The organism is Microbulbifer litoralis, from assembly GCF_023634065.1.
In the GTDB taxonomy this organism is placed as follows: domain Bacteria; phylum Pseudomonadota; class Gammaproteobacteria; order Pseudomonadales; family Cellvibrionaceae; genus Microbulbifer; species Microbulbifer litoralis.
Map to the genome: position 1 here is coordinate 32,174 of NZ_JALKCV010000019.1, position 25,235 is coordinate 57,408.

A 25,235-nucleotide genomic window follows, 5' to 3' on the forward strand; every position below is an offset into this window, starting at 1 on the left:
TTACACTTGATGCACTTGAGTGGGTTGTCCATCGGTCTTTACAGGGATTATTGTGCAGTGCAGTGTAACCGGTTACAAGATGAGTTTTTGCAAATCAGTGTATTCGGGCGTGGATGTCTTCCATTCGGGACCTGGGGGAGCGGTTGCGGCCGGGCTGCACCACCGGAGCGGGTCAGCGCGGCGGTGCCGGGGTGCTCCTGCGCACCACAAACTCGTAGGGCAGCACGGTTTCCGTCTGCCGCAGTTCCTTGCCCTCGATCAGTTCCAGCAGCGTGTTGAAGCTCGTGCGGCCCAGTTCCTCTGCCGGCTGGGCAATGGTGGTCAGCGGCGGGTCGCTGTAGCGGGCGAACTCGATATCGTCGAAACCGGTGATGGACATCTCCTCCGGCACGCGGATGCCGGCGGACTTGAGCCCCTGGATACAGCCGATCGCCATCTCGTCGTTCATGGAGAAAATGGCCGTGGGGCGCTCTTTCATGCGCGCGAAATGGCTGGCGGCCATCAGCCCCGAGCCCATGGTGAAGTCGCCGTTCACCAGCAGGTCCGGATCGAAGCCGATACCGGTGGCCTCCAGGCTCTGGCGGTAACCCCGCAGGCGGTCGTTGGAGTGGGGATTGTCCGGCAGGCCGGCGAGCACACCGATACGGCGGTGGCCCTGGGAAATCAGGTAGTCCACGATCTCCCGCGCGGCGCCGGCATTGTCGATACGCACCGACGGATAGGGTGTGTTCTCGCAACCACAGGCGGAAACCATCGGAATGCCGTTGTGGGGCTCCAGGGATTTGCCCGGGGTATGCGGGCGCAGTTGCAGGATGCCGTCCGCCTGGCGGGTTTCCACCAGGCGCGTGTACTCCTGTTCGCGGGAGCTGGAATCGCGCGTATCGCCGAGTAGCACGCCGTAACCTTTCTGTTGCGCGGCGTCCTCGATGCCGCGGATCACGGTCGCGAAGAACAGGTTGGAGAGGTTGGGAACCAGCACGACGATGGAATAGGCGCGGATAGCGCGGAAATTGCGCGCCATCATGTTGGGGCGGTAGCCGACTTCCTTGATCGCCGCGTACACCTTCTTCAGCGCCGCTTCCGACACCTTTTCCGGGGTGCTGATGGCCCGGGACACGGTGGCGATAGAGACCCCGGCTACTCGGGAGACTTCCCTGATGTTCGACATGCTGCTGAATCACCGCTGACTGGACTGGCCCGCTGGCTGCCCCGGAACTCTGGCAAAGATCCGGGTTAGCGGCCCCTGAAGCCGGAAAAAGTTACCGGAATTCGGGCGAAACCGCCAGTGCGCCAGCGGCCGGCTTCCCGCAGGTTGCCGCGCGTTGGGCGAGCGCGGGCAATCCGCGGCTGTGTATGCTGCGCGGACTGCGGCGGATCCCGGCTCCGCGGGGGCCGCTGGCATCCGCCGATCGGGCGGGGCTGGTAAATTGATTTGTAACCGGTTACATTTGGCCTTGTGCGGTACTGTTATCCGGCCGGACGCTATCGCGGCAGCCGGCTCCCGCGTGCCGATACCGACAAGAACGCAAACAGAATAAGAGCACCCGCTCGAGTGGTGCCCGATAACAAGAGAGAATTGCGATGAGTCTCGCCCCCGTGGATCTGCTGGTCATCGGTGTCTACCTGCTCGCCTCGCTGGTGATTGGCATCTGGGTCTCGCGCAAGGCGTCCGCGAATATCCAGAGTTACTTTCTCGGCGGCAACCGGCTGCCCTGGTACTACCTGGGGTTGTCCAATGCCTCCGGCCAGTTCGACATCTCCGGCACCATGTGGATGGTGTACCTGCTGTTTATCTACGGCCTAAAAAGCGTCTATATCCCGTGGCTGTGGCCGGCCTTCAACCAGGTTTTCCTGATGGTTTTCCTGTCCCTGTGGCTGCGCCGCTCGGGCGTGATGACCGGCGCGGCCTGGATCCGCTTCCGCTTTGGCGAGGGGCGCGGGGCCGAACTCTCGCACCTGATCATCGTCGCCTTCGCGCTGCTGGTGGTGCTGGGCTACCTGGCCTACGGCTTTGTCGGCATCGGCAAGTTCGCGGCCGCCTTCATGCCCTGGCAGCTGTCCGCGGATACCCACACCAACGAAATCATTTACGGCCTGATCCTGACCGCCATCACCGCCGTGTATGTGGTGAAGGGCGGCATGTTCGGCGTGGTGCTGACGGAGGTCATGCAGTTTGTGGTGATGACCATTGCCTGTATCGCCATCGGCCTGATCGCGATGGTCCAGGTGTCGCCGGAGATGCTGGCGGCGGCGGTGCCGGAGGGCTGGTTCAGTATGGGAATCAGCCACACCCTCGACCTGGACTGGAGCGGCCTCCTGGAGACGGCCAACCGGCGCATCGCCGACGATGGCTGGTCGCTGTTTTCGGTGTTCTTCATGCTGGTATTGTTGAAGGGCATCCTGCAGAGCCTGGCCGGCCCGGCGCCCAACTACGATATGCAGCGCATCCTGTCCGCGCGCACACCGGCGGAGGCGGCAAAAATGAGTGGCCTGGTGAGCCTGGTCATGCTGTTCCCGCGCTACATGATGATCACCGGCCTCACCGTTCTGGCGCTGGTCTTCTTTACCGACGAGCTGCGCGCGATGGGCGACGCGGCGGACTTCGAACAGATACTGCCGTTTGCGCTGGCCAATTATGTCCCCGAGGGATTGCTGGGGCTGGTCATGGCCGGCCTGCTGGCGACCTTCATGTCCTCCTTTGCCGCCACCACCAACTCCGCGCCGGCCTATGTGGTCAACGATATCTACAAGCGCTATTTCAATCGCGACGCCGAACAGAAAACCTATGTGCGGATGAGTTACCTGGTGTCGGTGCTGTTCGTGCTGCTGGGCACCGGTATCGGCCTGTTTGCGCCGTCGCTGAACGACATCATCCTGTGGATCGTGGGCGCGCTCTATGGCGGCTATACCGCGGCCAATATTCTCAAGTGGTACTGGTGGCGGATGAACGGCTTCGGCTACTTCTACGGCATGCTCGCCGGCCTGCTCGCGGCGGTGCCATTGATGTTTACCGAGCTGTCGCCGCTGTACGCCTTCCCGGCCCTGTTTGCGCTCTGCATGGCCGCCTGTATCGCCGGTTCGTTGCTGACCGAGGCGGACGACATGGAAACCCTGAAGGCGTTCTATTTCAAGACGCGGCCCTGGGGATTCTGGGCGCCGGTGTACGAGGCGCTCAGGCGGGAGCAACCGCAATTGCAACGCAACCCGGATTGCGTGCGGGACCTGGTCAACTGCGTTGTGGGGATCGTCTGGCACACAGCCCTGACTGCCGCGCCTATCTTTCTGGTCATCCAGAAATGGACGGCGTTCTCCATCGCCATGGCCACAGTCGCACTGACCAGCGCATTCCTCTGGAAAAACTGGTACCGGCGGCTGCGCAGCGACCCGGATGCCGACACCGATACTGGCGGCGGCGAAATCCATGGCGGTGCCAGCGGGCAGCGGCCCCCGGTAACCGCGAGTTGATAGCGCTGAAAAACCGATAATTTCTGACAGGTTATTTATGACAACCCACCTCGATAAAGTGCGCGCCCTGTTGGCGCACCAGGAACAGCTGCTCGGCAGGGAAAATATACCGGCCGGGGATGACAACGGCATTTTCCGGCGCTGGCGGAATCCGGTCGTCACCCGCGAACATGTGCCGGTGCACTGGCGCTACGATCTGCACGAGCCCAGCAATCCGCACCTGATGGAGCGCCTCGGTATCAACGCCACCTTCAATGCCGGCGCGATCAAACTGGATGGCAGCTACCTGCTCGCGGTACGCGTGGAAGGCGTGGACAGGAAATCGTTTTTCGCTATTGCCGAAAGTGACAGCGGCGTGGATGGCTTTCGCTTCCGGGACAAACCGGTGCAGATGCCGGAAACCGGGGATCCGGATACCAATGTCTACGATATGCGCCTCACCCGGCACGAAGACGGCTGGATCTACGGTCTCTTCTGCACCGAGCGCAAGGATCTCAGTCAACCGGGAGATGCCACTGCCGCCGTCGCCCAGTGCGGCATCGCCCGCACCCGCGACCTGGAAAACTGGCAGCGGTTGCCGGACCTGGTGACCCACAGCGGCCAGCAGCGCAACGTGGTGCTGCACCCGGAATTCGTCGACGGGAAATACGCGCTCTACACGCGGCCCCAGGACGGTTTTATCAGCGTCGGCAGCGGCGGAGGCATCGGCTGGGGGCTGACCGACTCGATGGAAGGGGCCGAGGTACTCGATGAAACCCTGGTGGATTCCAGGCAATACCACACCATCAGCGAGGTCAAGAACGGCCAGGGCCCGGCGCCGATCAAGACCGGAAAGGGCTGGCTGCACCTGGCACACGGCGTGCGCAACACCGCCGCCGGCCTGCGCTACGTGCTCTACCTGTTCATGACGCACCCGGAGCGGCCCTGGGAGGTGATCCACCGCCCCGCTGGCCACTTTATCGCACCGCAGGGCGGCGAGCGCGTGGGGGATGTCTCCAACGTGGTATTCAGTAACGGCTGGATCGAAGACGGGGGCCGCGTGTTTATCTACTACGCCTCCTCGGACACCCGCCTGCATGTGGCCACCACGACCGTGGATCAGCTGCTGGACTACTGTCTGCACACCCCGGAGGACGGGTTGCGCTCGGCCAGTTCGGTGGCCAGCAGGATCGAGCTGATCGAGCGCAACGCTGCGGTACTCAGGGATCTCTGAGTGGCGACTATGGAGGATGTATTGATTCAATCGAGCGGGGAGGAAGCGGAGAGCGGCCTCGAGCACCTGTTACCGGAATTCGACAGCCATCTTCTGTCCATTGCCGGGTGGTGGAAAGACCACGCGGTGGATCGCGAGCGCGGCGGCTTCCATGGCGAGGTCAGTGTGCACAATGTGCCGCGCGCGCAGGCGGACAAGGGCGTGGTGCTGAATGCGCGTATCCTGTGGTTCTTCAGCGAAGTGAGCCTGTACCTGGAGCGCAACGGGCGCGATGCGACTGATTACCGCGCGCTGGCGGAGCGCGCCTGCAACTACCTGCTGGACCATTTCGACGATCGCGAACACGGCGGCGCTTTCTGGGCGCTGGATTACCGCGGTCGGATGACAGAGAGCAGGAAGCAGACCTACGCCCAGGCATTCTGCATCTATGCGCTGGCGGGCTATCACCGCCTGACCGGCTGCGGGCGCGCGCTGGAAAAGGCCATGGCGTACTTCCACCTGGTGGAGACACACTGTGTCGATCGCGAGCGCGGCGGTTACCTGGAAGCGGTGGCCAGAGACTGGTCCGCGGTTTCCGACTATCGCCTGAGTGAGAAGGATCTCAACGCACCCAAGACCATGAACAATCACCTGCATGTGCTGGAGGCCCTGACGGGACTCTGCCGTGTGCACCCGGTCGGCGAAGTCAGGGCGGCGCTGCACAACAGCATTGTCTGGTTCTGCGAAAAAATCATCGATGCACAGAGCGGCCACCTGCGCCTGTTCCTGGATGCCGACTGGCGGGATATCTCCCCGGGCTATTCCTACGGCCACGATATCGAGGGGAGCTGGCTGCTGATGGAGGCGCTGGAAATGCTCGGCGACCGCCAGCTGTTACGGCAATACGAACCCCTGGCGCGGGCCCTGGGAGAATCCTGCCTGCGGGAGGGCGTCGGCAGCATGGGCCAGTTGCTGGACCACTTCGATTTTGAAATCCGCTCGCGCTGTGTCGACGCCGAGTGGTGGGTGCAGGCAGAGGCGTTGGTGGGATTCCTGAATCTCTGGCAGATGACCGGTGACGGCCGCTACCGCACCGCTTTCGAAAATGTATGGAAATTTATCAAGGCCTTCCAGGTGGATCGGGAGGGCGGCGAGTGGCTCTACCATGCCTCGCTGGTGACCGCAGTCCGCGCCGACCAGCGCTACAAACTCGGTTTCTGGAAGGGGCCCTATCACAACGGTCGCGCAATGATGGAAGCGTATCGGCGAATCGAACGTTTGCAAATGAAAAAAGAGAAACAGCCGGGGAGGGCAGAGAGCCGTGAACCATTGGATTAACCTGGCCGGGCTCAGCCTGGCACTGATCGCGGCGGGGGCCGGCGCTTCAACCGATGGACTGCCGGATCACTGCCGGGTGCCGGAGTTGCCCGGCAGTGAGCATCGCGCGCCGGATTTCGATGGCTTCGAGCATTTTATCACCCGCGACGGCTACCGCTTGATGGATGGCGGGCAGCCATTGCGCTTTATCGGCCTGCACGCCACCGAGTTGCACCGGATCGAGGACGATGTCGCCTCGGCCTCCAGCACCCTCGGCAAGGCCGATCATTTCCGCTGGCCGACCGCGCGCGAGCAGGACAACTGGATCCGCTCGCTGGTCTACAGCGGCCACACGGCCACCCGGATTTACACCCTGTCAGTGGACGATATCGCGCTGCCGCAATCGGTGCGTGCGAACATGCCGGCGCATATCGTGCGGGATCCGGACAGCGGCGAGATACGGTTGGATGAGACCGCAATGCGGGTGTTCGACCGTATGGTGTACCTGGCGGGCAGGCACGGCCTGCGATTGATCGTGCCGGTCATCGATCACTGGAGCTGGTGGGGCGGCCGGCGCGAACTGGCGAAAATGGTCGGCGAGGCGGACCGGGTCACACAGGAATCCGGCCCGCTGTACGATGTCGACAGCAAAACCTATGCGGCCTACCGGCGTATCGTCGAACAGTTGCTGACCCGGAAAAATACCTGCACCGGCCGCGAATACCGCAAGGAAAAAGCCATCATGGCCTGGGAGACCGGCAACGAGCTGCGCGGCACCAACCGGGAATTCCTGGCCAGGACCGCGGCGCTGATCAAACGGCTGGCGCCGGACCAGCTGCTGATCGACGGCGACCAGCAGGCGGACAACACCAATCCGGCGGACGTGGCGACGGTGGAAAACGGCGAGTTTCTCGGCCTGCTGGATCCGAATGTGGATATCCAGTCCAACCACTACTACGGCAGCTATATGTCGCCGGACGTGGTGCGACGCCAGGCGACGCTGGCGAAAAAATTCAACAAGCCGCTGTTTATCGGCGAATACGGCCTGGAAAAAATGGCCGCTATCCGCGCGGTAACCGAGGCCTGGGTGAGCGAGCCGGCGGTGGCCGGCGGCCTGGTGTGGGGATTCCGCGGCCGGCGGGAGACCGGTGGCTTCTACTGGCACCGGGAATTCAACGGCCATATGAGTTATCACCTGCCCGGGTTCCCGGCCAACCGGGACAACCAGGAGGCGCCGGTGATCGGCCTGATTCGCGAGATGCAGGCGCGGATTACCGGCGACGCGCGCGCGAAACATTTCGCCGCGCACTGGCCCGAGCCGGCGGCGCCACTGTTGCACCCGGTGGGGCCGAACGGTGAGATCAACTGGATGGGAGCGCCCACCGGGCAGAGTTATCGGCTGTATCGCTCTGACGATGGCGGCGAAAGCTGGGCGCTGCTGGAGCGGGAACTGACCGACGGTCGCAATGGCTGGAATCCGGCGGAAATGGATCTGTACCGGGACGAGGCGGTGCCGGAGGACGGTTGCTATCGCTATCGGCTGGTGGCGGTCAACGAAGCGGGCAAATCGCCGCCGTCCAATATGCAAAGCTATTGCGGCAATTAAGCGGATCCAGTTTTGGGACACGGCACAAAGCTGATTTTGCCTGTGGGAGCCTGCAGGCAAAATCAGATTCGTAGGATGGGCAAAGCGCAGTGTGCCCATCGCTGCGGACTGATGGGCACGTCGCTGCGCTCCTTTGCCCATCCTACAAGGCTGCCTGCAGGCGAAAATCCGCAAGGCCGTGTCAATTATCGCCGAGCGCACCCAGCGTCTGCGCATGTGCCTGGATAATCCCGAGCGTTTCCGTATCGGTATCGAATACTGAATTGAGACCCTGCGGTTCCTGTGGTGGGTCGCCGATAAAGTCGTCGCCCGGGCGCCACAGATAATCTTCGCTGTCGCTGCGGCCGTAGCCGCCGAAAGTCCAGATATTGGAGCCCACCAGCGGGCCGCCGTTGCGGCTGTTGTGCTCGATCACGCCGTAGACTTCCCGCAGGAACGAATCCCGGTAATCGGTACTGCTCTGCGGCGAGAAGCTGCCGCCGTCGCGTTCAACCCCGAATTCCTCCAGCACCAGCGGTTTGTCCAGTTCGCCGGCGACCTCGATATGCTGTTGCAGGTAGTCGCGGGATTTCTCCAGCGCATCGGGAAAGGTTTTCTCCGGATTGTGGATATCGAACCAGCCCCAGTTTTTTATCCACAGGTGGACGGTCAGGTAGTCGATGGCCGGCGTGTCATGGGCGCGGATATAGAGGGACCTGCGCTCCTGGCTGCCAAACACGCCCTCGCTGCCGCTGCTGACCAGCTGCTTCGGTGCCATCGCCCCGATCGCTGCGGCGGAGTCGTGCACCCAGTCGATATAGTCCCGGGCGTGCTGCGGCCGGAAGGTGGCGCCGCCGGGCCTGGGTTCATTGGCCAGTTGCCAGGCCATGATGGTGGGGTCGTCGCGGTAGTGCAGGCCGCTGATGGTATTTTCCCGCTCGGTCAGTGTGCGCACGGCGGAGAGGTACTGATCCTGGCAGGGGTCGCAGCGGTAGAAATCCGACGCGCTATCCATATAGGCATCCCAGCGGCCGCTCTCGTCCGGGTCGATGATTTCGGTATCCGTGTGCCAGGCCAGGTACTGTGTCATGCCGCCGGACCACTGCCAGAAGTTGGTGAGGTAGAGAACCGCCTTCATGTCGCGCTTGCGCAACTCGACCAGCAGCCGGTCCAGCCCCTGCTGTAATGGTTCATCGAACTTGCCCGGTGCGCGGATCACTGCCGGCGAGACGCTGCGGGACTGGGTGCTGTCTTCCGACAGCGCCAGCACGCGCAGGTTGACGATGCCGCGGTCGCGCAACAGGTCCAGTTCGCGCGCCAGGCGTTCGGGATCCGTGGCCGCCAGGTAGCCGCCGTGCCAGTAGTTGGCGCCGGCGTAGCGGTAGGTGTCGCCATCCAGTGTGAACTGGCCGTCCTCCACCCGGACGAACCCCGCTGGCGACGCCAGCAGTTTGCCGGCCAGCAGCAGGCCGGTGGCGAAAGCCAAGAGCTGTTTTATTTTCATTTATTTTCTCCATCACTGGCAGTAACGATTTGTCGGTCTTCTCCCGGTCGCGGGCGCATCGCTGTCGAATCGGCCCTTTCCGCGAGCGGTCGCGCCCATTGAAGCAGATATTTGTAACCGGTTACATTATTTGGCGCCTAATTCATGATTCTTGTTGGTGCCCGCCGCTTTTGCAATTGCACTGATGCGGTGCCTGTAATAAAGTCGAAATGGAACCGGTTACATAAAGCCCTGTTTTACTCGCTGTTGTTACCCGCGACGGGTGAATCGGGTCGGTTTCGGGCCGTTTCCGGCGCCGGATTTCCCATCGGGGGAAATATGCGCCGGGCAGGCTGCAGGCCTGCCGCAGTCGGCGTCAAAATGTAACCGGTTACAATGCGCAATAGCAGGGACGCGCCCGATGCGCACGCGATGATGAGTTACCCCAGTGCCCGCTGCTGGTGCACTGCCAAAAGCAAGATAATAAAGAGGGGAATCAATATGTCGGCCGAGAAATATCTGTCTTCCCGGGCGCTTGACCGCGCCTTTACCTGCACCGCTGCCCGTATCTTTGCCCGCAAGGCTCTGGCAACGGCGGTCTCCGCCTGCGGCCTGGCGGCGGGCGGCGCGCTGGCACAGCAGCCGGGCGCCATGGAGGAGGTGGTGGTGCAGGGCATCCGCCTGTCCCAGGAGACCGCCATCAGTACCAAGCGCAATGCGGATTCGATCGTCGATTCGATCGTCGCCGAGGATATCGGCAAGCTGCCGGACGCGACCATCTCCGACTCGCTGCAGCGCATCACCGGTATCCAGGTGCGCCGCTCGGCGGGCGAGGGCAGCGCCATCAATGTGCGCGGTATGCCGCAGGTGCTGACCACGCTGAACGGCGAATCCTACCTGGGTGCCGGTTCCGTCACCACGGTGCAGCCGAACTTCAACGATATCCCGGCGCCGCTGTTTGCCGGTGCGGATGTGCACAAGTCGCCGACGGCGTCGCAGCTTTCCGGCGGTATTACCGGCGTGGTCGACCTGCGCACCCACCGGCCGATGGATTTCGAGCGCGGCGTGACCACCGCCGCCAGTGTGGAGGCACAGACCGGCCGCGATTCGCAGGAGAGTGACAGCGCCCTGTCCGGCCTGCTGGCCTGGCGCGGCGAGCGGGTCGGTGCGCTGCTGTCCGCCTCGCTGTCGAATGTCAACCTGGCCAACTACTACATGGGCCTGGCCGGCGGCGGTTCCCATGCCGGCTGGTCCGGCATGCCGTCGGAGGCCGGCGACTGGGGCTATGACGTCAACGGCGACGGCGACACGGACGACAGCTTTATCGCCTACCAGGGCCACACCGCCTACAACCAGTTTACCGAGCGCGAGCGCTTCGGCCTGAACGGCTCCCTGCAGGCGGACCTGGGCGAAGGCCTGGATCTGGTGGTGGACTATTTCTACACCGACATGGACGAATTCGATCGCCGCGCCGGCATCTCCATTTCCGACAAGTGGCAGCAGTGGGGCTGGGCCACGCCGCAGCTATCCTCGCCCGGCACCGACACCATCAACACGGTACAGGTCTACCGGGCCGATGGCCGCCGCCTGAAATCCTATTCCGAGATGCGCGGCACCAGGTCCGAGTCCAGCAACCTGAATGTCGAGCTGAACTACGACAACGGCGGCGCCTTTACCGGCGGCGCACGCCTGATCTACGGCGAGGCGGAGCAGGGCAACCTGAACAGCTATGTCGATGTGGACATGGCGGATGGCAGCCAGTGGGGTGTGGACATGCCCAACTATCCGGGCGGCGCCCAGCCCAGTAATCCCGGCGGCTATTCCGATCCCGTCCAGTCCATCGTCGTCGATTACCGCGGGAACACGCCCCACTGGAGCGGTGTGCCGGGGCTGGTATCCGACCTGGACGGCTACGCCATCGGGGCCCTGTCGTCGGAAAACAATTACGACCGCGAAGGCGATTTGACCGTGGCCCGTTTCGACGGCGCCTATGAATTTGCCGGCGGCGGTTTTTTCCAGTCGCTGGATGCGGGCCTGCGCTACTCGGACCGCAACGCGGAGAACGAGCAGTATCACCTGCTGGCACCGATCGGCGACGACGGCTGCCCGGTGCGCTGGAAGGCAACCGACGTGGTATTGAGTGGTAGCCAATGCTCCGCCGGCGATGGCAGCGGCAACTACTACACCGCCGGCCGGCCGATTCCGCTGTCGTCCTTCGGCGACGACGTGCAGTGGGTGACCGACTTCGGCGGTGTCAGCGGTATTCCCGGTGTCTACGCGCTGGACCCGTCGGCGATGGACGATGTGCTCGCTTTCCAGGATTCCCTCTATCCGGGCAACCGCCGCGGCGTGGTGCCCGGCCAGAGCTACGCCGTCAACCTGCAGGAGACTTCCACCTACCTGCAGGCCAACTTCGCCGCCGAAATCGGCGTACCGGTCAGTGGCAATTTCGGCCTGCGCGCGGTGCGCACGGATCTCGAGGTAACCCAGCATGTGGTTGGCAGCGCACGCGACTACGGCGCGCCGGAAGTGGACGGCGGCCCGCTGGTGAGCGAGCGCTCCTTTACCGACGTACTGCCGAGCCTGAACCTGGCGTTTGACCTGCGCGACGACCTCAAGCTGCGCGCCGCCTATGCCAAGACGCTGTCGCCGCTGAACCTGGAGCAGTGGGGCGGTGGCCTGGCCCCGTCCTACGCGCTCAATTCCGAGACCGGTATTTTCGAGGTGATCGGGGCCAGCTCCAACGGCAACCCGGAGCTGGATCCCTGGCGGGCGGACAATTTCGATTTGTCGATGGAGTGGTACAACGGCAATTCCGGCATGGTCAGCGTGGGGCTTTTCCTGGTGGAAGTGGAGAGCTTTATCGAGAGCGGTTCCATTGCCATGGAGTTGCCGGACCAGGACGGCGTGGTGCGCCGCACCACCGACGTACAGACCAATGTGCAGGGCGACGGCGGCGAGCTCAGTGGTATCGAGGTGGCGGCCAAGCAGGCGTTCGACTTCCTGCCGGGCCTGTGGGCCAATTTCGGGGTCGACGCCAACTTCACCTATTCCCCCAGCGATTCCGGCAACGAGGATCTCGACGGCGAGGAGCTGCCGTTTATCGACAACTCCGAGCGGCTGGCCAACTTTGTCGGCTGGTACCAGGGCGAGCGGTTGCAGGCGCGCGTCGCCTACAACTACCGCAGCGAACGGGTAGTGGCGTTCAACCAGGTGTGGGGCACCGAGGGCCTGACCCTGATGCAGGAACCCACCGCCTATGTGGATGCCTCGTTGAGCTACGACGTGACCGGCGATGTCACCGTCTATCTCAACGGCTCCAATCTCACGGGGGAGACGGAAGAGTACTACCTCCAGTGGGAAAATCAGAAGGCGTGGCAGAGCGTCTACGAACCGCGCTATACGCTGGGTGTTCGCGCGCGCTTCTGATTGTACTGTCCGGCCATGCCTTCTATGGCCGCATCTCTTCTTCCATTGTTGATTGGCCTCCGGCAAAGACCGAAAAGGAGAAAAATAAAATGCTATCCCCGATCTACCGGCGGAAAATCCGCGGACTTGTCGCCCTCATCCTGTTCTGCTTTTCCCTGCCCGGGTACGCGGAAAAATTTCCGGGTATCGCCGATACGCCGCAGATGGGCTGGAACAGCTGGAATCATTTCGGCTGCAATATCGACGAGCAGATCATCCGCGATATGGCGGATGCAATGGTCGAGAGCGGCATGAAGGCGGCCGGCTACGAATACATCAATATCGACGACTGCTGGCACGGCGAGCGCGACGAACAGGGATTTATCCAGCCGCACGCCGCGCATTTCCCCTCGGGCATGAAAGCCCTGGCCGACTATGTGCACGGCAAGGGGCTGAAACTGGGTATCTACTCCGACGCCGGCGCCACCACCTGTGCCGGTCGCCCCGGCAGCCGCGGTCACGAATACCAGGATGCACTGACCTACGCCCGCTGGGGCATCGACTACGTCAAGTACGACTGGTGCGATACCGACAACATCAATCCCGAGGGTGCCTATACCACCATGCGCGACGCCATCCATGCCGCCGGGCGGCCGATGGTCCTGAGTATCTGCGAGTGGGGCGACAACCAGCCCTGGGAGTGGGCGCGGGAGATCGGCCACTCCTGGCGCACCACCGGCGACATCTATCCCTGCTGGAACTGCGAACTCGGGCACGGCTCCTGGTCTTCGTGGGGCGTGCTGCCGATCCTCGACAAACAGGCGGGCCTGCGCCAGTACGCCGGGCCCGGCCACTGGAACGATATGGATATGCTGGAGGTGGGCAACGGCATGACGGTGCAGGAGGATATCGCCCACTTCTCCATCTGGGCCATGCTGGCCTCACCGCTGATCGCCGGCAACGACCTGCGCACCATGAGCCGGCAGACGCGGGATATCCTCACCAACGAAGCCGTCATTGCAGTGAACCAGGACGGGCTCGGTATCCAGGCGATGAAGTTTATCGACGAGGGGGATTTCGAGATCTGGGTAAAACCGCTGGCGGAGGGCGACTGGGCCTTTATGTTCCTGAACCGCGCGGACAGCGAAACCCGCTATCGCTACGATTGGAAGGCGCACCGGGTGGAGGACGATATCAGCGATCACGCGCTGGATTTCGGTAGCGAGGCCTACGCCTGGCGGGCCCTGTGGACGGAAGCGCGCGGCGATACCCGCTCGCCGCTGGCGCTCGAGGTACCCGCCCACGGCGTCCGGCTGCTGCGCCTGACGGCCCTGTAGCTCGCCCATTGCCCGATCCGGCCCACGGCCGGATCGGGGCAGCGCGTCGGACTCTGCCCCTAAATCTGCCCCGAAAGTCCATCAAAACCCGCGCTTTTCCCGCCCTCTGGTCCCGCCGGCCGCCATATCATTCTTGAAAATAGGAATGGTTATCAATAATATTCCCTCCTGTTTGACCGGCACCCCGGTGCCAATCCACCCAGTTACCCCGGATAACAAGATATGCCCTCCCTTAAAGACCGCGCGGAAGTCTCCTTCACCTCCTCCGTCCTCAGTGCCGCCATCAGGATCGCCGGCCTCGGCCTGGCCGGACTCTTCGCCGGCGGCGCCCTGGCACAGGCGCAATCGGCCGAGGACGACGGGGACCTGGAACAGGTGGTGGTCACCGCGGACGGCTCCCAGGTGGTACTGCCGGATGCCTATGCCGGCGGGCAGGTGGCCCGCGGCGGCCGCGCCGGGATCCTGGGTAACCTGGACATGATGGATTCGCCGTTTTCCAGCACCAGCTACACCAGCGACCTGATCCTCGACCAGCAGGCGGTCAGCGTGGCCGATGTGCTGCAGAACGACCCGGTGGTGCGCGTGGCCAAGGGCTTCGGTAACTTCCAGGAGCTGTACATGATCCGCGGCTTCCCGGTGTATTCCGACGATATGACCTACAACGGTGTCTACGGCATACTGCCGCGCCAGTTCGTGGCCAGCCAGTTCCTCGAGCGGGTGGAAGTCTTCCGCGGTGCCAGCGCCTTCCTGAACGGTGCCGCGCCGGGCGGCAGCGGCCTGGGCGGCGGTGTCAACCTGGTGCCCAAGCGCGCGCCGGAAGAGGCGCTGACGCGGCTCACCGCCGGTGTCGAGAGCGGCGGCAACACCTACGCCGCGCTGGATGCCGCGCGTCGTTTCGGTACCGACAATAATTCCGGCGTGCGCGTCAACCTGGTACAGCGCGGCGGCGAGACCGCCATCGACGGCCAGGAGCGCGAGCTGAGCGCCCTCGCCCTGGGCTACGACTACAGCGGCGAGCGCCTGCGCCTGTCCGCCGACCTGGGTTTCCAGGACCACCGCATCGATGCGCCGCGCCCGAGCGTCACACCGGTGGCGGGGATTCCGGCGGCGCCGTCGGCGGACACCAACTTCGCCCAGCCCTGGACCTACACCGATGAGAAACAGCTGTTCGGCGTGGTGCGCGCCGAGTACGACCTGACCGATACCACCACCGCCTGGATTGCCGCCGGCATGCGCGACGGTGAGGAGGACAATGTCCTGGCCAATCCGGATGCGCTGGCCGACGGCAGCACCACAGCCAACCGTTTCGACAATGTGCGCGAGGACGAGGTCCTGTCCGGCGAAACGGGTATCCGTACCGAATTCAGCACCGGCGGCGTCGGCCATACGGTTTCCCTGTCCACCGCGTATTTCTCGTCGGAATCCGCTAACGCCTGGGGTATGTCCTCGGGCGGCGTTCTCAGCGACCTGTACAACCCCGTCACCGCCGCGCTGCCGGAATTCGAGTGGACCGGCGGTGATATGTCCTCGCCGCTGGTAACCAGTACCGCGGATATCTCCAGTGTGGCGCTGTCCGACATGCTTTCCCTGCTGGACGACCACCTGCTGGTGACCCTGGGGGTGCGCCAGCAGGAGATCCACACACGCTCCTACGACAACGACAGCGGTGACTTCGTCTCCGGTTACAAAGACGACGCCATGACGCCGGTGGCGGCGGTGGTATTCCGGCCCAGCGATGAAATCTCCCTGTACGCCAACTACATCGAAGGCCTGATGCCCGGCGAAGTGGCGCCGGAACAGGTGAATGGCGAATTGGTTGAAAACGATGGCGAAGTACTGGAACCCTATACCAGCGAGCAGATGGAGGCCGGTGTGAAGTACGACGGCGGCAATTTCGGCGCTACAGCCAGCCTGTACTCCACCACCAAGCCGACGAGCTATGTGCACAACGGTGTGTTCGACACCTACGGCGAACAGCGCAATCGCGGCCTGGAACTGACCCTCTACGGCCAGCCGCTGGAGAGCCTGCGTCTGATCGGCGGTGCGACTTTCCAGAATGCGGAAATGACCCGTACCCAGGGTGGCATCAATCGGGGTAAGGATGCGGTGGGTTCGCCGGAGCTGCAGGTCAACCTCAACGCCGAGTGGGACCTGGCCGCCGTGCCCGGCCTGACCCTGGAGGCGCGTGGCCTGCACACCGGCTCCCAGTACGCCGACGCCGCCAACACCATCGAGCTGCAAAGCTGGAGCCGCTTCGACCTGGGCGCCCGCTATACCACCGAACTCGGCGGCCGCGACATGACCCTGCGGGGACGGGTGGAGAATGTCGCGGACGACGACAACTGGGTGTCCGTGGGCGGCTTCCCGGGCTCCAACTACCTGGTGCTGGGCGAGCCGCGCACCTTCCTGCTGTCGGCCACGTTCGAGCTCTGATTGAGATGGCGCTGTTGCCCGCAGTTATCCTGAGCGCCGCCGGCCTGCTGTGTCTCTACGGCAGCTGGCGCAAACAGCCGCTGTTCCGGCCCTGGGGGGCCTGGGGCGGCTGGGTGCTGCTGTTCGCCTCCGGCTGGGCCTGGAGCCTGGCCGCCGCCAGTGTCGAGCTGGGTATCGTATACGCGCTGCTGGCTCCCACCGCCTGCGCCTGGCTACTGGTGCTGCACAATCGCCAGACCCGCAGCCGCCGCGCGTCGGCCGTGGCCGAGGGTCGGATTTCGTTGCCGGCGCTGCCGGTGGTGGCCAGGCATCTGCTGCTGTTTCTCGGCACGGTGCCGCTGGCCGGTGCGGCCGCGGCCTACGGCAGTACCGCGCTGGCGACCTTCCTGCCCTGGCAACTGGGCAATGCGCTGGTACTGGCGATGCTGGTCATGCCGGTTGTCTGGGGGGCGGGGGCCTACTGGCTCTGCGCCGACCCGAAGCCCTTGCGCCCGACCCTGGGTCTGGCCACACTGCTCGCTTTCGGCGCGCTGGTCCTCAATCTGTAACCCCGTTTATCCCGCTATGAAAATCGGCCTCTCCCCATCGCTGGTCAGGAACTCCCTGTCCGGCCACGCCTGGCTCGGTCTGCTGACCGGCTTCCTGATGTACCTGATCTGCGTGTCCGGCAGCCTGGTGGTGTTTGCACCGCAACTGAAACGCTGGGAGCAGCCGGCCGCCACCGAGTTCGAGTCGCTGTCCCCGGCCGCGGCGGAGCGCGCCTACCGGGAGCTGCTGGAAAACTCTCCGGACGTGTCCGGCGATATCCTGATGATGCTGCCGCGCGAGCAGTTGCCGCGCGCGTCGCTGGTGTCGCGGGCGGGTGTCTGGGCACTGAACGAGGATGGCAGCCGCGGCGGTGCCGTCGCCTCGCCCTGGACCAACCTGATGGTCGGCCTGCACGACGCGCTGCACCTGCCATCCAATATCGGCCTGGTGGTGGTCAGCGCCGTCGGCGCGCTGCTGTGCGGCCTGATCGTGTCCGGTTTTCTCGCCCACCCGCGGATTTTCCGCGATGCATTCAATTTCCGCCTGGGCGGTTCGCGGCACCTGGAGCAGGCGGATATCCACAACCGCCTCAGTGTCTGGGGAGCGCCTTTTCACCTGGTGATCGCCGTGACCGGTGCCTGGTTCGGCATGGCGACACTGATGTACACGCTGTTCGGCAACAGTTTTTTCGATGGCGACCGCGAAGTGGCCATCCAGGCGATTCACGGCCGGGCGCCGGAACTGGAACAGCAGGTGGCACCGGTGGACGTGAAGCGGGCACTGGAGCAGATGCGGACCATCGCCCCGGACGCGCGCCCGATCTACTTCAATATCGAGGGCGCCAACTCGCCGCGGCAGTACCTGCTTCTCGGCGCGCAGCACGACGACCGGCTGATCTACGTCGAGCAGTACCGCTTCGACCAGCAGGGCAACTACCTGGGCAATGTGGGTTACACCGACGGCGAGCCCGGCCAGCGCGCCATCTTCTCCACCTACCGCCTGCATTTCGGCCACTTCGGCGGCCTGCCGGTGATGGTGCTCTACGGGATTTTCGGCCTGGCACTGGCGGTGGTATCTGTCAGCGGCATCAATATCTGGCTGGCGCGGCGGCGCAAGCGCGACGCCATCAACCTTCTCTGGAGCGGCCTGGTCTGGGGTACACCGCTGGCCGTGGCCGTGTCGGCCGCGACCACCGTGTTGACCGGCACTGCCGCGGTATCGGGCTTCTGGATGCCGCTGCTGTGCGCCGCCGGCCTGGCCCGCTGGCTGGGCGACGAGGAGCGCAGCAAAGCCTGGCTGCAGGGCCTCACCGCAGTCGCGCTGGCGGCGTTGGCGCTGGCGCATATGGCGGTGCACAAAACCGCCGCCTTCGCCGGTGTACCGCTGGCCGTGAATACTGTCGCACTGCTGTCGGCGGTTCTGTTCCTGTGGCTGGCCAGGCGCAGCGGTTCAAGGCAGAGTCGCGATTGCCGAGCCGGCCTGGCTCTGCACCGATAGAGTTATTCGTAACGCCACTCCCCACTCTCGTCCACCAGCGTCTTGCCGTTCTGCTCCACCAGCAGGCGACCGGAATCGAGCACCGTGTAGGTGGTGTTGCCGTTTTTGAATTCGTAGCCGAGAAACTGGCAGGGCGTGACGCCGTCGGCACACATCCGGGAGAGGGTTTTGCCCTTCAGGCGCAGTTGATTGCCGGATTTATGGGACTTGGAATGATAGCTGACGTCATCGCAGGTCACGTTGCCCTCACCGCAGTTCTGCTGGATCTCGATCGTATAGTTTTCCGTGACCAGCGTATCGGCAAATACGGGGATGGCCAGCAGGAAAGTGGTGGTGATGGCGAGGATTCTGGAACCGGGCATGAAGCCTCCTGGATATCATTGGCAGCTTGGGGGTGATCGGTAGATTCTAGAGTCCCGGTGGCAATTGGCCAATTGGTGCTGGCATTTGAACTGTATCGCGAAAAGTCGCTTGGCCCCGGGGTAAGCGGTGTGAGTGCCAATATCGCTGTGTTACCATCCGCGCCGCGTTTTTTATGTACAGGGAGTAACCGATGCTGGACCGTCTTTTCATGAAATACCTGAGCAAAACAGGGATCAAACTCTACTGGGCCGGTCAGCTTGTTCTCGATGCCATCTTTATCTACTACCTGTTCGGTATTGCCGGCTATTCGATGGACGAAGACTCGACGCGGAATATCCTTATCGGGGGTGTACTCGCGGTAGCCGTTGCCTGGGGGCTGGTATGCCTGTTGTTCTGGAGGAAGAAGAACCAGGCTCCCGCAGATGGCGCCGAAGAAGAGGCGCCCCGGCAGGCCGGCTGACAGCCCGGCCGTTTTTCCCTCCGTTCATTGTTGTGCTGAATCGCTGATTGTGGCCAGGGTCTGGCGGGAGATTGCGGATCCCCGCAAGCACCGGGACTTCATGTCCGTGTCGAATCCCGGCGGTGTCCCCGTTGCGAAGCGTCGCGATAATCTCGTCGTGCAATGGGTATACCTGGCGGAAATCGACGGGACCCTGCTGCAGTTTTCCGGTCTCGACCAGGTCAGGGAATGCCGGGCCTATTTCGAGCGTAAAACCCACCCCTCGACCCGCTATCGGGCGGCGCCGGTCGAACACTGCTGGCATCACTGGTATTGCCGGCTGCCCGCCGGTATAAAATCGTTGCGCAAACGGAAGAGGGTGTTGAAAGCCCTGGATGAAATCCTGCGTAAATGGAGTAGAGAATAATGTTTGCTATACGAACTCCGGGAATCCGCTGTGTGGGGCTGGTAGCGCTATTCTGTTGCCCGCCGGCGCTCGCGGAGGACGCGAACAATTTCTGCAGCGCGCAACAGCAGTGGTTGCATCGGGAGCTCGTCGGCGGGCCCTATTTCGACGACTGGTGCGTGTCCCGGGAATCCCTGCGCGCCGCCGGCAAAACCGGTGATGGCGGCGCCCTGGTACTTTTCCGGATCGGCAAGTCGGGTTCATTGAAACTCAATACACAGGTGGCCTGCGATGGAAGCGGGTACGCTGTCGAGGATATTACCGGGAACACCGGCCACCGCCTGTCACCGGACGAGGCGCTGGCGGAGATACCGGAGGGCGTATTCGAGGCATTGGACAAGCGGCTCTGCCGTTAACGGAGACCCTGATGAAAGGATATATTGCCCTCTGGGCGTTCCGGCTTTTTATTGCCTGGACCCTGTCGGTGGCGCCGGGCGCGCTGGCGGAAACCCTCTTCTACTGTGAAACCGAGGGCGGCAAGAAGGTGGAGGTGCAGGACCTCGGCAGCCTGATCAACTACCGGTTCGGCAAAAAACTGTACGATCCCGAGATGGAGCTGACGCTGCCGCGCGAGCGGGCGACGACCTATCAGTGGCCGGGGGCCGGCCCCACCGAATCCTACTCTGTTTTTATCCCCAACGGGAAAATCGTCTATATCGTTTACACCTCCCGCGAGCGCAGGCCCGGCGGCGAGATGGAATCCGGTATTCTGGTGCGCGCCGGCGGTGTGGAGCTGGCCACCATCAACTGCAAGCCCGACACGCTCTTTGAAAAGTTGATGGGGGTGGACCTGCCGAAGGAAAGGTAGCCGCCGCCTCTCCCCCACTGCCGGTTTCAGCGCTGTTCGCCGCGCAGCCCCAGCACCTGTTCCTGCAGCGTCTCCGCCCGCGCCGCGGCCGCATCCAGCGGTTTGCCGGCCACCACCCCGACTCTCGACCAGAAACGCCGCGGCCAGGTGGTGAACGCATTGCCGCCCTTGTGACTGAAGAAGCTGCCCCAGAGGCCGCGCAGGGCCATGGGGATCACCGGCACCGGGGTGCGGCCGAGAATCTTCTCGATACCGGCCTTGAATGGCTGTAGCTCTCCGTCCTTTGTCAGTTGCCCCTCGGGGAAAATACACAGCAGGTCGCCGTCCCTGAGTCCCTGTTCGATTTCCTCGAACGCCTTTTCGTAACCCTCGGGATCCTTCTGCTTCGAACAGATGGGGATGGCGCGACCGGTCTTGAAGATAAAGTGCAGCACCGGAATCTCGTAGATCGGCTTGTACATGATAAAGCGGATCGGGCGGCGCACGGCGCCGGCCAGCAACAGTGCATCCACGTAGCTGACGTGGTTGCAGGCGATGATCGCCGGGCCCTCGGCCGGAATCTGTTCCAGCCCTTCGTGCCTGACCCGGTACATGGTGTGGGACAGCAACCACACCAGCAAACGCATGGCGAACTCCGGCACGCGGTTGAAAACGAATACCGCCACCGCCGCGTTCATCAGCGCGATCACCATGAAGAACTGCGGGATGCTGAAATCCAGCACGCTGAGGAACACGATGCCCAGCACCGCCGAGATCACCATAAACAGCGAGTTCATGATATTGGTCACGGCGATCACCCGCGCGCGCAGGGCTTTGGCGGTGCGCTCCTGGATCATCGCGTACAGCGGCACGATATACAGGCCACCGAAGACGCCAATCAGCGCCAGGTGAAACAGGAACGCCTTGGCGCCGGGGCTGTTCCAGAAGGCGGACAGGCTCAATTCCTGCAGCGGCTGCAGTTCGCCGCCGATCAGCGACAGGGCGATACCGGCATAGGTCAGGCCGGCGGCGCCCAGCGGCACCAGCCCCAGCTCGATGCGGCCGCCGGACAGGCGCTCGCAGGCGAGCGAGCCGATGGCCACACCGACGGTAAAGCTGCACAGCAGCAGTGCCACCAGCGGTTCGTCGCCGCCCAGTACATTCTTGCCGAAGCTCGGTATCTGCGTCAGGTAGGCGGCGCCCAGCAGCCAGAACCAGGAGATGCCGACGATGGCGTAGAAGATCGCCGGCGTCTTGGCCACCTCGCGCAGCATGCGCACCGTCTGGCGAAACGGATTCAGGTCGACTTTCAATTCCGGTGCCGGCGCCGGCGCCCCGGGAATGGCGCGGCACACCAGGTAGCCGGCCAGCGCCACGCCGATGATCATGCCGCCGATCCAGGAACTGTTGCTGTCGGCATCGCTGGCGCCGGACAGGATGGTGCCGACAATGGTGCCGCCGAGAATCGCGACGAAAGTGGCCATCTCCACCAGCGCATTGCCGCCCACCAGCTCCGTCTTGCGCAGGTGCTGCGGCAGGATCGCGTACTTGATGGGGCCGAAAAAGGCTGACTGCACGCCGAGCATGAACAGCACCACCAGGCACAGCGCGTTGCTGCCGCTGACCAGCGCAAACACGCCGACGATACTGATACCGATTTCAGCCAGCTTGATACGGCGGATCAGCAGGCTCTTGTCGTATTTGTCCGCCAGCTGGCCGGCGGTGGCGGAGAACAGGAAGAAGGGCAGGATAAACAGCCCCGCGGCCAGGTTGTTGAGCGCGTTCGCCTGGTCCGCGGCCAGGCGGAAGGCGATCATCACCATCAGCGCGCTCTTGAACACATTGTCGTTAAAGGCGCCGAGCAGCTGGGTCAGGAAAAACGGCAGGAAACGGCGGCTGGCCAGCAGCTGGAACTGATTCTTTGCGGCCATGGATGGGGCTCCTTCTGGATCGACGTGCCTATGGTACTAAGCTTTTCCCTGTAGCACAGCTCTGGAGGTCGAGTGCCACACGGAATACAACGAGGGCGGTTGCCGCTGGCCCTGCTGCTGGCATTGGCGCCATTTGCATTGATTCAGGCGCAACCGGCGGTGGAGCCGGAACCGCGGCAGGTGGAGGTCGGGCTCTATATCAGTCCGCCGTTCGTGATGGAGGAGCAGGGCGGGTATACCGGCATGGCCGTCGAGCTGTGGCGGGAGGTGGCCGCGATGCAGAAGCTGCAGTCCCGCTACCGCGTCTTCGACAGCCTGCGCGAGCTGGTGGAAGCCACCGCCGCCGGCGATGTCGATGTGGCCGTGACCAACCTGACGATCACCGAGGGGCGCGCCGAGCGTATCGATTTCACCCAACCCTGGTTCGATGGCGGCCTGCGCATCATGGTGGACAAGAGCCAGGGGGGTGGCTTCTGGGCGCTGTTTCGCGGCCTCAGGGATTCCGGGCACCTGACCGGTTACCTGTGGCTGATCTCGATCATCCTGCTGGTCACGGTGCTGTTCACGCTGTTCGACCGCCGTTTCGACAGCGACTTCCCGCGCCGCTGGCGCGACGGCCTGGCGGAGAGCTTCTACACCGTGATGTCGATCGCCACGTCCGGGCGGGTGGAACGCAAGAACCTGTTCGGCTGGATCGGGCGCATCTGGGGCGGGCTGTGGCTGGTGTGCGGCGTGGCGGTGGTGTCCTATATCACCGCATCCGTGACCAGCGTCATGACGTCGCTGACGCTGACCAGCCAGATCAACGGCGTGCGGGACCTGCCGGGCAAGACGGTGGGTGTGTTCAGCGGCAGCGTGGCCGAGGAATTCGTGCGGCGGGAGGGCATCGCCTCGCGGGATTTCAAGGATATCGACGACGCGGTGCAGGCGCTGTCCGAGGGGCGCATAGAGGCGATTGTCGGCGACGCCCCGGTGCTGGCCTACTTCGCCCATAGCCATCCGGAGTTGCCGCTGCTGCTGGTGGGCAGAATCTTCGAACCGGACAAGTACGGCTTCGGGCTGCCGCTGCGGAGCGACCTGGCGCGGCCGATCAGCGTGGATATTATCGGCGCCTACGAGAGCGGCCGGGTCAAGGAACTGCGCGAGAAGTATTTCGGTTCGCGGCGCTGATCAACGGTCGTCGACGGCGTTGTCGCGCAGCAGGTCGTGGACAAAGCTGATCTTGCCCACCACCGGTGGGATAAACAACTCCGGCACATAGTCGATCAGGCCCATGGCGCGGTTCATCTCGTTCATGGCGATGCCGAGGCGGCGGTAGCTGTCCATCATCGCCGTCAGCGAGGCGCTGCGGATATCCACCGGCGGTATCAGTTGCATGTGGCTGGCGGTATCCAGCGCGCTGATCATGTCCAGGTAGGTGGCGAAGGTCTCGGCAAAATCCTCCCAGGGGTGCATGCTGGCGTAGGCGCTGACGAAATGGTTGCGCCAGTCCCCGGGCGGGCCCTCGCGGTAGTGCCGCTCCAGCGCCTGCTGGTAGGTCGGGTTGTCGTGATTGCCGAAGATTGTGATGCAGCTGTCCTCGCATTGGTCCTTCACCAGCAGGTCCCAGTAGTAGTGCCCGATCTCGTGGCGGAAGTGGCCGATCAGGGTGCGGTGGGTCTCGTCCAGTTCCAGGCGCATCTTTTCGCGTTCCAGCTGGTCCGCCTCGCGGATATTGATGGTGATCTTGCCGTTGGCGTGGCCGGTGTAGACCCGCTCGCCCTCGCCGGTGGTGGTGCGCCACAGGCCCTCGTCCGGCAATACGTCCGCCTTGAAATCGAAGGAGATGGGCTCCTTGCCCTCGAGCGGGTGCGCGCGGCTGGGGCGCGGCAGGGCCAGCAGGTCGAGGGAAAAGACCAGGCGCCGCTTGGCGGCCTCCAGCCGCGCCCATTTCTGCCAGTTGCCGGGCATCGACAGGTCCGGGATGGTGTCGTTGTACTCGCAGCTGTCGCAGAGCTGCGCGCCGTTGTTGGCGGTCCCGGCGAGCAGGCCGCGGTTGCAGACATTCTCCAGGGCGTAGTTGTCGCATTTCTGCAGTAGCGCACCGCAATCGCCGTTACCGCAGCGGTACTGTTGCGGCGACTCGGCGATCCAGGCCGTGATGGCGCGACACTGCGGACACCAGCCCACCGGCGTGCCGCAGGCGAGGCAGGTCACGCTGTCGAAGAACAGGGTGTTGCCGCAGATACAACTGAAGGTTCTCATGCTGGTAAGGTTAGCCGCTACGCCGGCTGAGGGGAGGATGGCGCCGGTTGCGATAGCGAATAGCTTGGCGGGGAACGGTTTTCAGGGGAGTTGAACCCAATGCAATCGGAAAAGGACAAGATGCTGGCCGGCCAGCCCTATGTGGCGACGGATCCGGAGCTGGTGGCGGCGCGCATGCGCGCCAAGTCACTGTGCCACCGTTTCAACCTGGCCGACCCCACCGACCTGCCGGCGCGCATGGCGCTGCTGCAGGACTTGCTGGAGCTGGCCGGCGACGCGCATATCGAGCCCAATTTTTTCTGCGATTACGGTTTCAATATCCGTATCGGGGAAAATTTCTATTCCAACCACAACCTGACGATACTGGATGTCTGTCTCGTGGAGATAGGCGCAAACGTGCTGTTTGGCCCCGGCGTGATGCTGTCCGCGGCCACGCATCCGCTGGATCCGGTGGAGCGGTTGACAACCGAGTCCGGTGCGCCGATACGGATCGGCGACAGCGTGTGGCTGGGTGGCAATGTGGCGGTGCTGCCCGGTGTGACCATCGGCGACAACTGCGTGATCGGCGCCGGCAGTGTGGTGAACCGGGATATCCCGGCGAATTCGCTGGCGGTGGGGAATCCGTGTCGGGTGGTGCGGGGAGTCTGAGTTGGGGCTTCAGAAAGTTTTGAGCGGGTAGGGTGCGCTGTGCGCACCGGGGGAGCCACCGCTGACCAGTTACAGAAATGCCCTGCGGAGCAGGGCTTTCCCGGCGCGGGCA

20 protein-coding genes are annotated in these 25,235 nt (G+C 63.6%); 15 read left to right on the plus strand and 5 right to left on the minus strand.

Going from position 1 to position 25,235, the window contains the following annotated elements; translation table 11 throughout:
* Positions 1-172: 172 nt before the first annotated feature.
* Positions 173-1,168 carry a LacI family DNA-binding transcriptional regulator gene (locus MWN76_RS19935; protein ID WP_250464779.1) on the minus strand — a complete coding sequence of 332 codons (996 nt, stop codon included), beginning with the start codon at positions 1,166-1,168 and terminating at the stop codon, positions 173-175.
* Between the two features lie 413 nt (positions 1,169-1,581).
* On the opposite strand from MWN76_RS19935, the gene MWN76_RS19940 reads away from it, so the two are divergent.
* Genes MWN76_RS19940 through MWN76_RS19955 form a run of 4 tightly spaced genes read left to right on the plus strand, consistent with a single transcriptional unit; the run spans position 1,582 to position 7,580 of the window.
* Entirely contained in the window at positions 1,582-3,465 is a 1,884-nt protein-coding gene (locus MWN76_RS19940) for a sodium:solute symporter family protein (RefSeq protein ID WP_250464780.1), read from the plus strand.
* 37 nt (positions 3,466-3,502) lie between these two features.
* Positions 3,503-4,678, plus strand: coding sequence for a glycoside hydrolase family 130 protein (locus MWN76_RS19945; RefSeq protein WP_250464782.1), 1,176 nt, complete (start codon positions 3,503-3,505; stop codon positions 4,676-4,678).
* Positions 4,679-4,687: 9 nt separating this feature from the next.
* Positions 4,688-5,995 (plus strand): AGE family epimerase/isomerase, encoded by a 1,308-nt coding sequence (locus tag MWN76_RS19950; protein WP_250464859.1) that lies wholly within the window; start codon positions 4,688-4,690, stop codon positions 5,993-5,995.
* Positions 5,979-7,580 (plus strand): cellulase family glycosylhydrolase, encoded by a 1,602-nt coding sequence (locus MWN76_RS19955; RefSeq protein WP_250464786.1) that lies wholly within the window; start codon positions 5,979-5,981, stop codon positions 7,578-7,580. The genes MWN76_RS19950 and MWN76_RS19955 overlap by 17 nt, the downstream gene beginning before the upstream one ends.
* Positions 7,581-7,761: 181 nt before the next feature.
* On the opposite strand, the gene MWN76_RS19960 is transcribed toward MWN76_RS19955, so the two are convergent.
* Positions 7,762-9,063 carry a glycoside hydrolase 5 family protein gene (locus MWN76_RS19960; protein ID WP_250464787.1) on the minus strand — a complete coding sequence of 434 codons (1,302 nt, stop codon included), beginning with the start codon at positions 9,061-9,063 and terminating at the stop codon, positions 7,762-7,764.
* A 480-nt stretch (positions 9,064-9,543) separates the two neighbouring features.
* Here MWN76_RS19960 and MWN76_RS19965 point away from each other — a divergent pair, with 480 nt between their 5' ends.
* From MWN76_RS19965 to MWN76_RS19985, 5 genes are all read left to right on the plus strand, one after another.
* Entirely contained in the window at positions 9,544-12,471 is a 2,928-nt protein-coding gene (locus tag MWN76_RS19965) for a TonB-dependent receptor (RefSeq protein ID WP_250464789.1), read from the plus strand.
* 89 nt (positions 12,472-12,560) lie between these two features.
* Positions 12,561-13,787 carry a glycoside hydrolase family 27 protein gene (locus MWN76_RS19970; RefSeq protein WP_284500764.1) on the plus strand — a complete coding sequence of 409 codons (1,227 nt, stop codon included), beginning with the start codon at positions 12,561-12,563 and terminating at the stop codon, positions 13,785-13,787.
* 222 nt (positions 13,788-14,009) lie between these two features.
* A complete protein-coding gene (locus tag MWN76_RS19975; protein ID WP_250464790.1) occupies positions 14,010-16,220 on the plus strand; it encodes a TonB-dependent receptor in 2,211 nt (736 codons plus the stop codon).
* Between the two features lie 14 nt (positions 16,221-16,234).
* A complete protein-coding gene (locus MWN76_RS19980; protein WP_250464793.1) occupies positions 16,235-16,768 on the plus strand; it encodes a hypothetical protein in 534 nt (177 codons plus the stop codon).
* 16 nt (positions 16,769-16,784) lie between these two features.
* Positions 16,785-18,245 carry a PepSY-associated TM helix domain-containing protein gene (locus tag MWN76_RS19985; protein ID WP_250464794.1) on the plus strand — a complete coding sequence of 487 codons (1,461 nt, stop codon included), beginning with the start codon at positions 16,785-16,787 and terminating at the stop codon, positions 18,243-18,245.
* A 2-nt stretch (positions 18,246-18,247) separates the two neighbouring features.
* Here the strand turns inward: MWN76_RS19985 and MWN76_RS19990 are convergent, their stop codons facing one another.
* A complete protein-coding gene (locus MWN76_RS19990; RefSeq protein WP_250464796.1) occupies positions 18,248-18,607 on the minus strand; it encodes a hypothetical protein in 360 nt (119 codons plus the stop codon).
* A 191-nt stretch (positions 18,608-18,798) separates the two neighbouring features.
* On the opposite strand from MWN76_RS19990, the gene MWN76_RS19995 reads away from it, so the two are divergent.
* The 4 genes from MWN76_RS19995 to MWN76_RS20010 are packed head-to-tail and all read left to right on the plus strand — an operon-like array spanning position 18,799 to position 20,321.
* The gene (locus MWN76_RS19995) at positions 18,799-19,068 is read left to right on the plus strand and encodes a hypothetical protein (protein WP_250464798.1); all 270 of its coding nucleotides are present in this window, start codon (positions 18,799-18,801) and stop codon (positions 19,066-19,068) included.
* Positions 19,031-19,474 carry a hypothetical protein gene (locus MWN76_RS20000; protein WP_250464800.1) on the plus strand — a complete coding sequence of 148 codons (444 nt, stop codon included), beginning with the start codon at positions 19,031-19,033 and terminating at the stop codon, positions 19,472-19,474. The genes MWN76_RS19995 and MWN76_RS20000 overlap by 38 nt, the downstream gene beginning before the upstream one ends.
* Positions 19,474-19,869: a hypothetical protein gene (locus MWN76_RS20005; protein ID WP_250464802.1), complete on the plus strand. Its 396-nt coding sequence runs from the start codon at positions 19,474-19,476 to the stop codon at positions 19,867-19,869. Before MWN76_RS20000 ends, MWN76_RS20005 begins: the two co-directional genes overlap by 1 nt.
* A gap of 11 nt (positions 19,870-19,880) precedes the next feature.
* The gene (locus tag MWN76_RS20010; protein WP_250464804.1) at positions 19,881-20,321 is read left to right on the plus strand and encodes a hypothetical protein; all 441 of its coding nucleotides are present in this window, start codon (positions 19,881-19,883) and stop codon (positions 20,319-20,321) included.
* Between the two features lie 26 nt (positions 20,322-20,347).
* Here the strand turns inward: MWN76_RS20010 and MWN76_RS20015 are convergent, their stop codons facing one another.
* Positions 20,348-22,231, minus strand: a complete 1,884-nt coding sequence (locus tag MWN76_RS20015) for an MFS transporter (RefSeq protein ID WP_250464806.1) — start codon at positions 22,229-22,231, stop codon at positions 20,348-20,350.
* 72 nt (positions 22,232-22,303) lie between these two features.
* Here MWN76_RS20015 and MWN76_RS20020 point away from each other — a divergent pair, with 72 nt between their 5' ends.
* The gene (locus MWN76_RS20020; RefSeq protein WP_250464808.1) at positions 22,304-23,401 is read left to right on the plus strand and encodes a transporter substrate-binding domain-containing protein; all 1,098 of its coding nucleotides are present in this window, start codon (positions 22,304-22,306) and stop codon (positions 23,399-23,401) included.
* On the opposite strand, the gene MWN76_RS20025 is transcribed toward MWN76_RS20020, so the two are convergent.
* Positions 23,402-24,475: a zinc-binding metallopeptidase family protein gene (locus MWN76_RS20025; RefSeq protein ID WP_250464809.1), complete on the minus strand. Its 1,074-nt coding sequence runs from the start codon at positions 24,473-24,475 to the stop codon at positions 23,402-23,404.
* A gap of 99 nt (positions 24,476-24,574) precedes the next feature.
* On the opposite strand from MWN76_RS20025, the gene MWN76_RS20030 reads away from it, so the two are divergent.
* Positions 24,575-25,123, plus strand: coding sequence for a sugar O-acetyltransferase (locus MWN76_RS20030; RefSeq protein WP_250464811.1), 549 nt, complete (start codon positions 24,575-24,577; stop codon positions 25,121-25,123).
* Positions 25,124-25,235 lie beyond the last annotated feature (112 nt).

Coding starts and splice junctions, on each gene's coding strand:
- MWN76_RS19935 (WP_250464779.1), bottom strand. CDS start 1,168: ATGTCGAACATCAGGGAAGTCTCCCGAGTAGCCGGGGTCTCTATCGCC.
- MWN76_RS19940 (WP_250464780.1), top strand. CDS start 1,582: ATGAGTCTCGCCCCCGTGGATCTGCTGGTCATCGGTGTCTACCTGCTC.
- MWN76_RS19945 (WP_250464782.1), top strand. CDS start 3,503: ATGACAACCCACCTCGATAAAGTGCGCGCCCTGTTGGCGCACCAGGAA.
- MWN76_RS19950 (WP_250464859.1), top strand. CDS start 4,688: ATGGAGGATGTATTGATTCAATCGAGCGGGGAGGAAGCGGAGAGCGGC.
- MWN76_RS19960 (WP_250464787.1), bottom strand. CDS start 9,063: ATGAAAATAAAACAGCTCTTGGCTTTCGCCACCGGCCTGCTGCTGGCC.
- MWN76_RS19965 (WP_250464789.1), top strand. CDS start 9,544: ATGTCGGCCGAGAAATATCTGTCTTCCCGGGCGCTTGACCGCGCCTTT.
- MWN76_RS19970 (WP_284500764.1), top strand. CDS start 12,561: ATGCTATCCCCGATCTACCGGCGGAAAATCCGCGGACTTGTCGCCCTC.
- MWN76_RS19975 (WP_250464790.1), top strand. CDS start 14,010: ATGCCCTCCCTTAAAGACCGCGCGGAAGTCTCCTTCACCTCCTCCGTC.
- MWN76_RS19985 (WP_250464794.1), top strand. CDS start 16,785: ATGAAAATCGGCCTCTCCCCATCGCTGGTCAGGAACTCCCTGTCCGGC.
- MWN76_RS19990 (WP_250464796.1), bottom strand. CDS start 18,607: ATGCCCGGTTCCAGAATCCTCGCCATCACCACCACTTTCCTGCTGGCC.
- MWN76_RS19995 (WP_250464798.1), top strand. CDS start 18,799: ATGCTGGACCGTCTTTTCATGAAATACCTGAGCAAAACAGGGATCAAA.
- MWN76_RS20000 (WP_250464800.1), top strand. CDS start 19,031: ATGGCGCCGAAGAAGAGGCGCCCCGGCAGGCCGGCTGACAGCCCGGCC.
- MWN76_RS20005 (WP_250464802.1), top strand. CDS start 19,474: ATGTTTGCTATACGAACTCCGGGAATCCGCTGTGTGGGGCTGGTAGCG.
- MWN76_RS20010 (WP_250464804.1), top strand. CDS start 19,881: ATGAAAGGATATATTGCCCTCTGGGCGTTCCGGCTTTTTATTGCCTGG.
- MWN76_RS20015 (WP_250464806.1), bottom strand. CDS start 22,231: ATGGCCGCAAAGAATCAGTTCCAGCTGCTGGCCAGCCGCCGTTTCCTG.
- MWN76_RS20025 (WP_250464809.1), bottom strand. CDS start 24,475: ATGAGAACCTTCAGTTGTATCTGCGGCAACACCCTGTTCTTCGACAGC.
- MWN76_RS20030 (WP_250464811.1), top strand. CDS start 24,575: ATGCAATCGGAAAAGGACAAGATGCTGGCCGGCCAGCCCTATGTGGCG.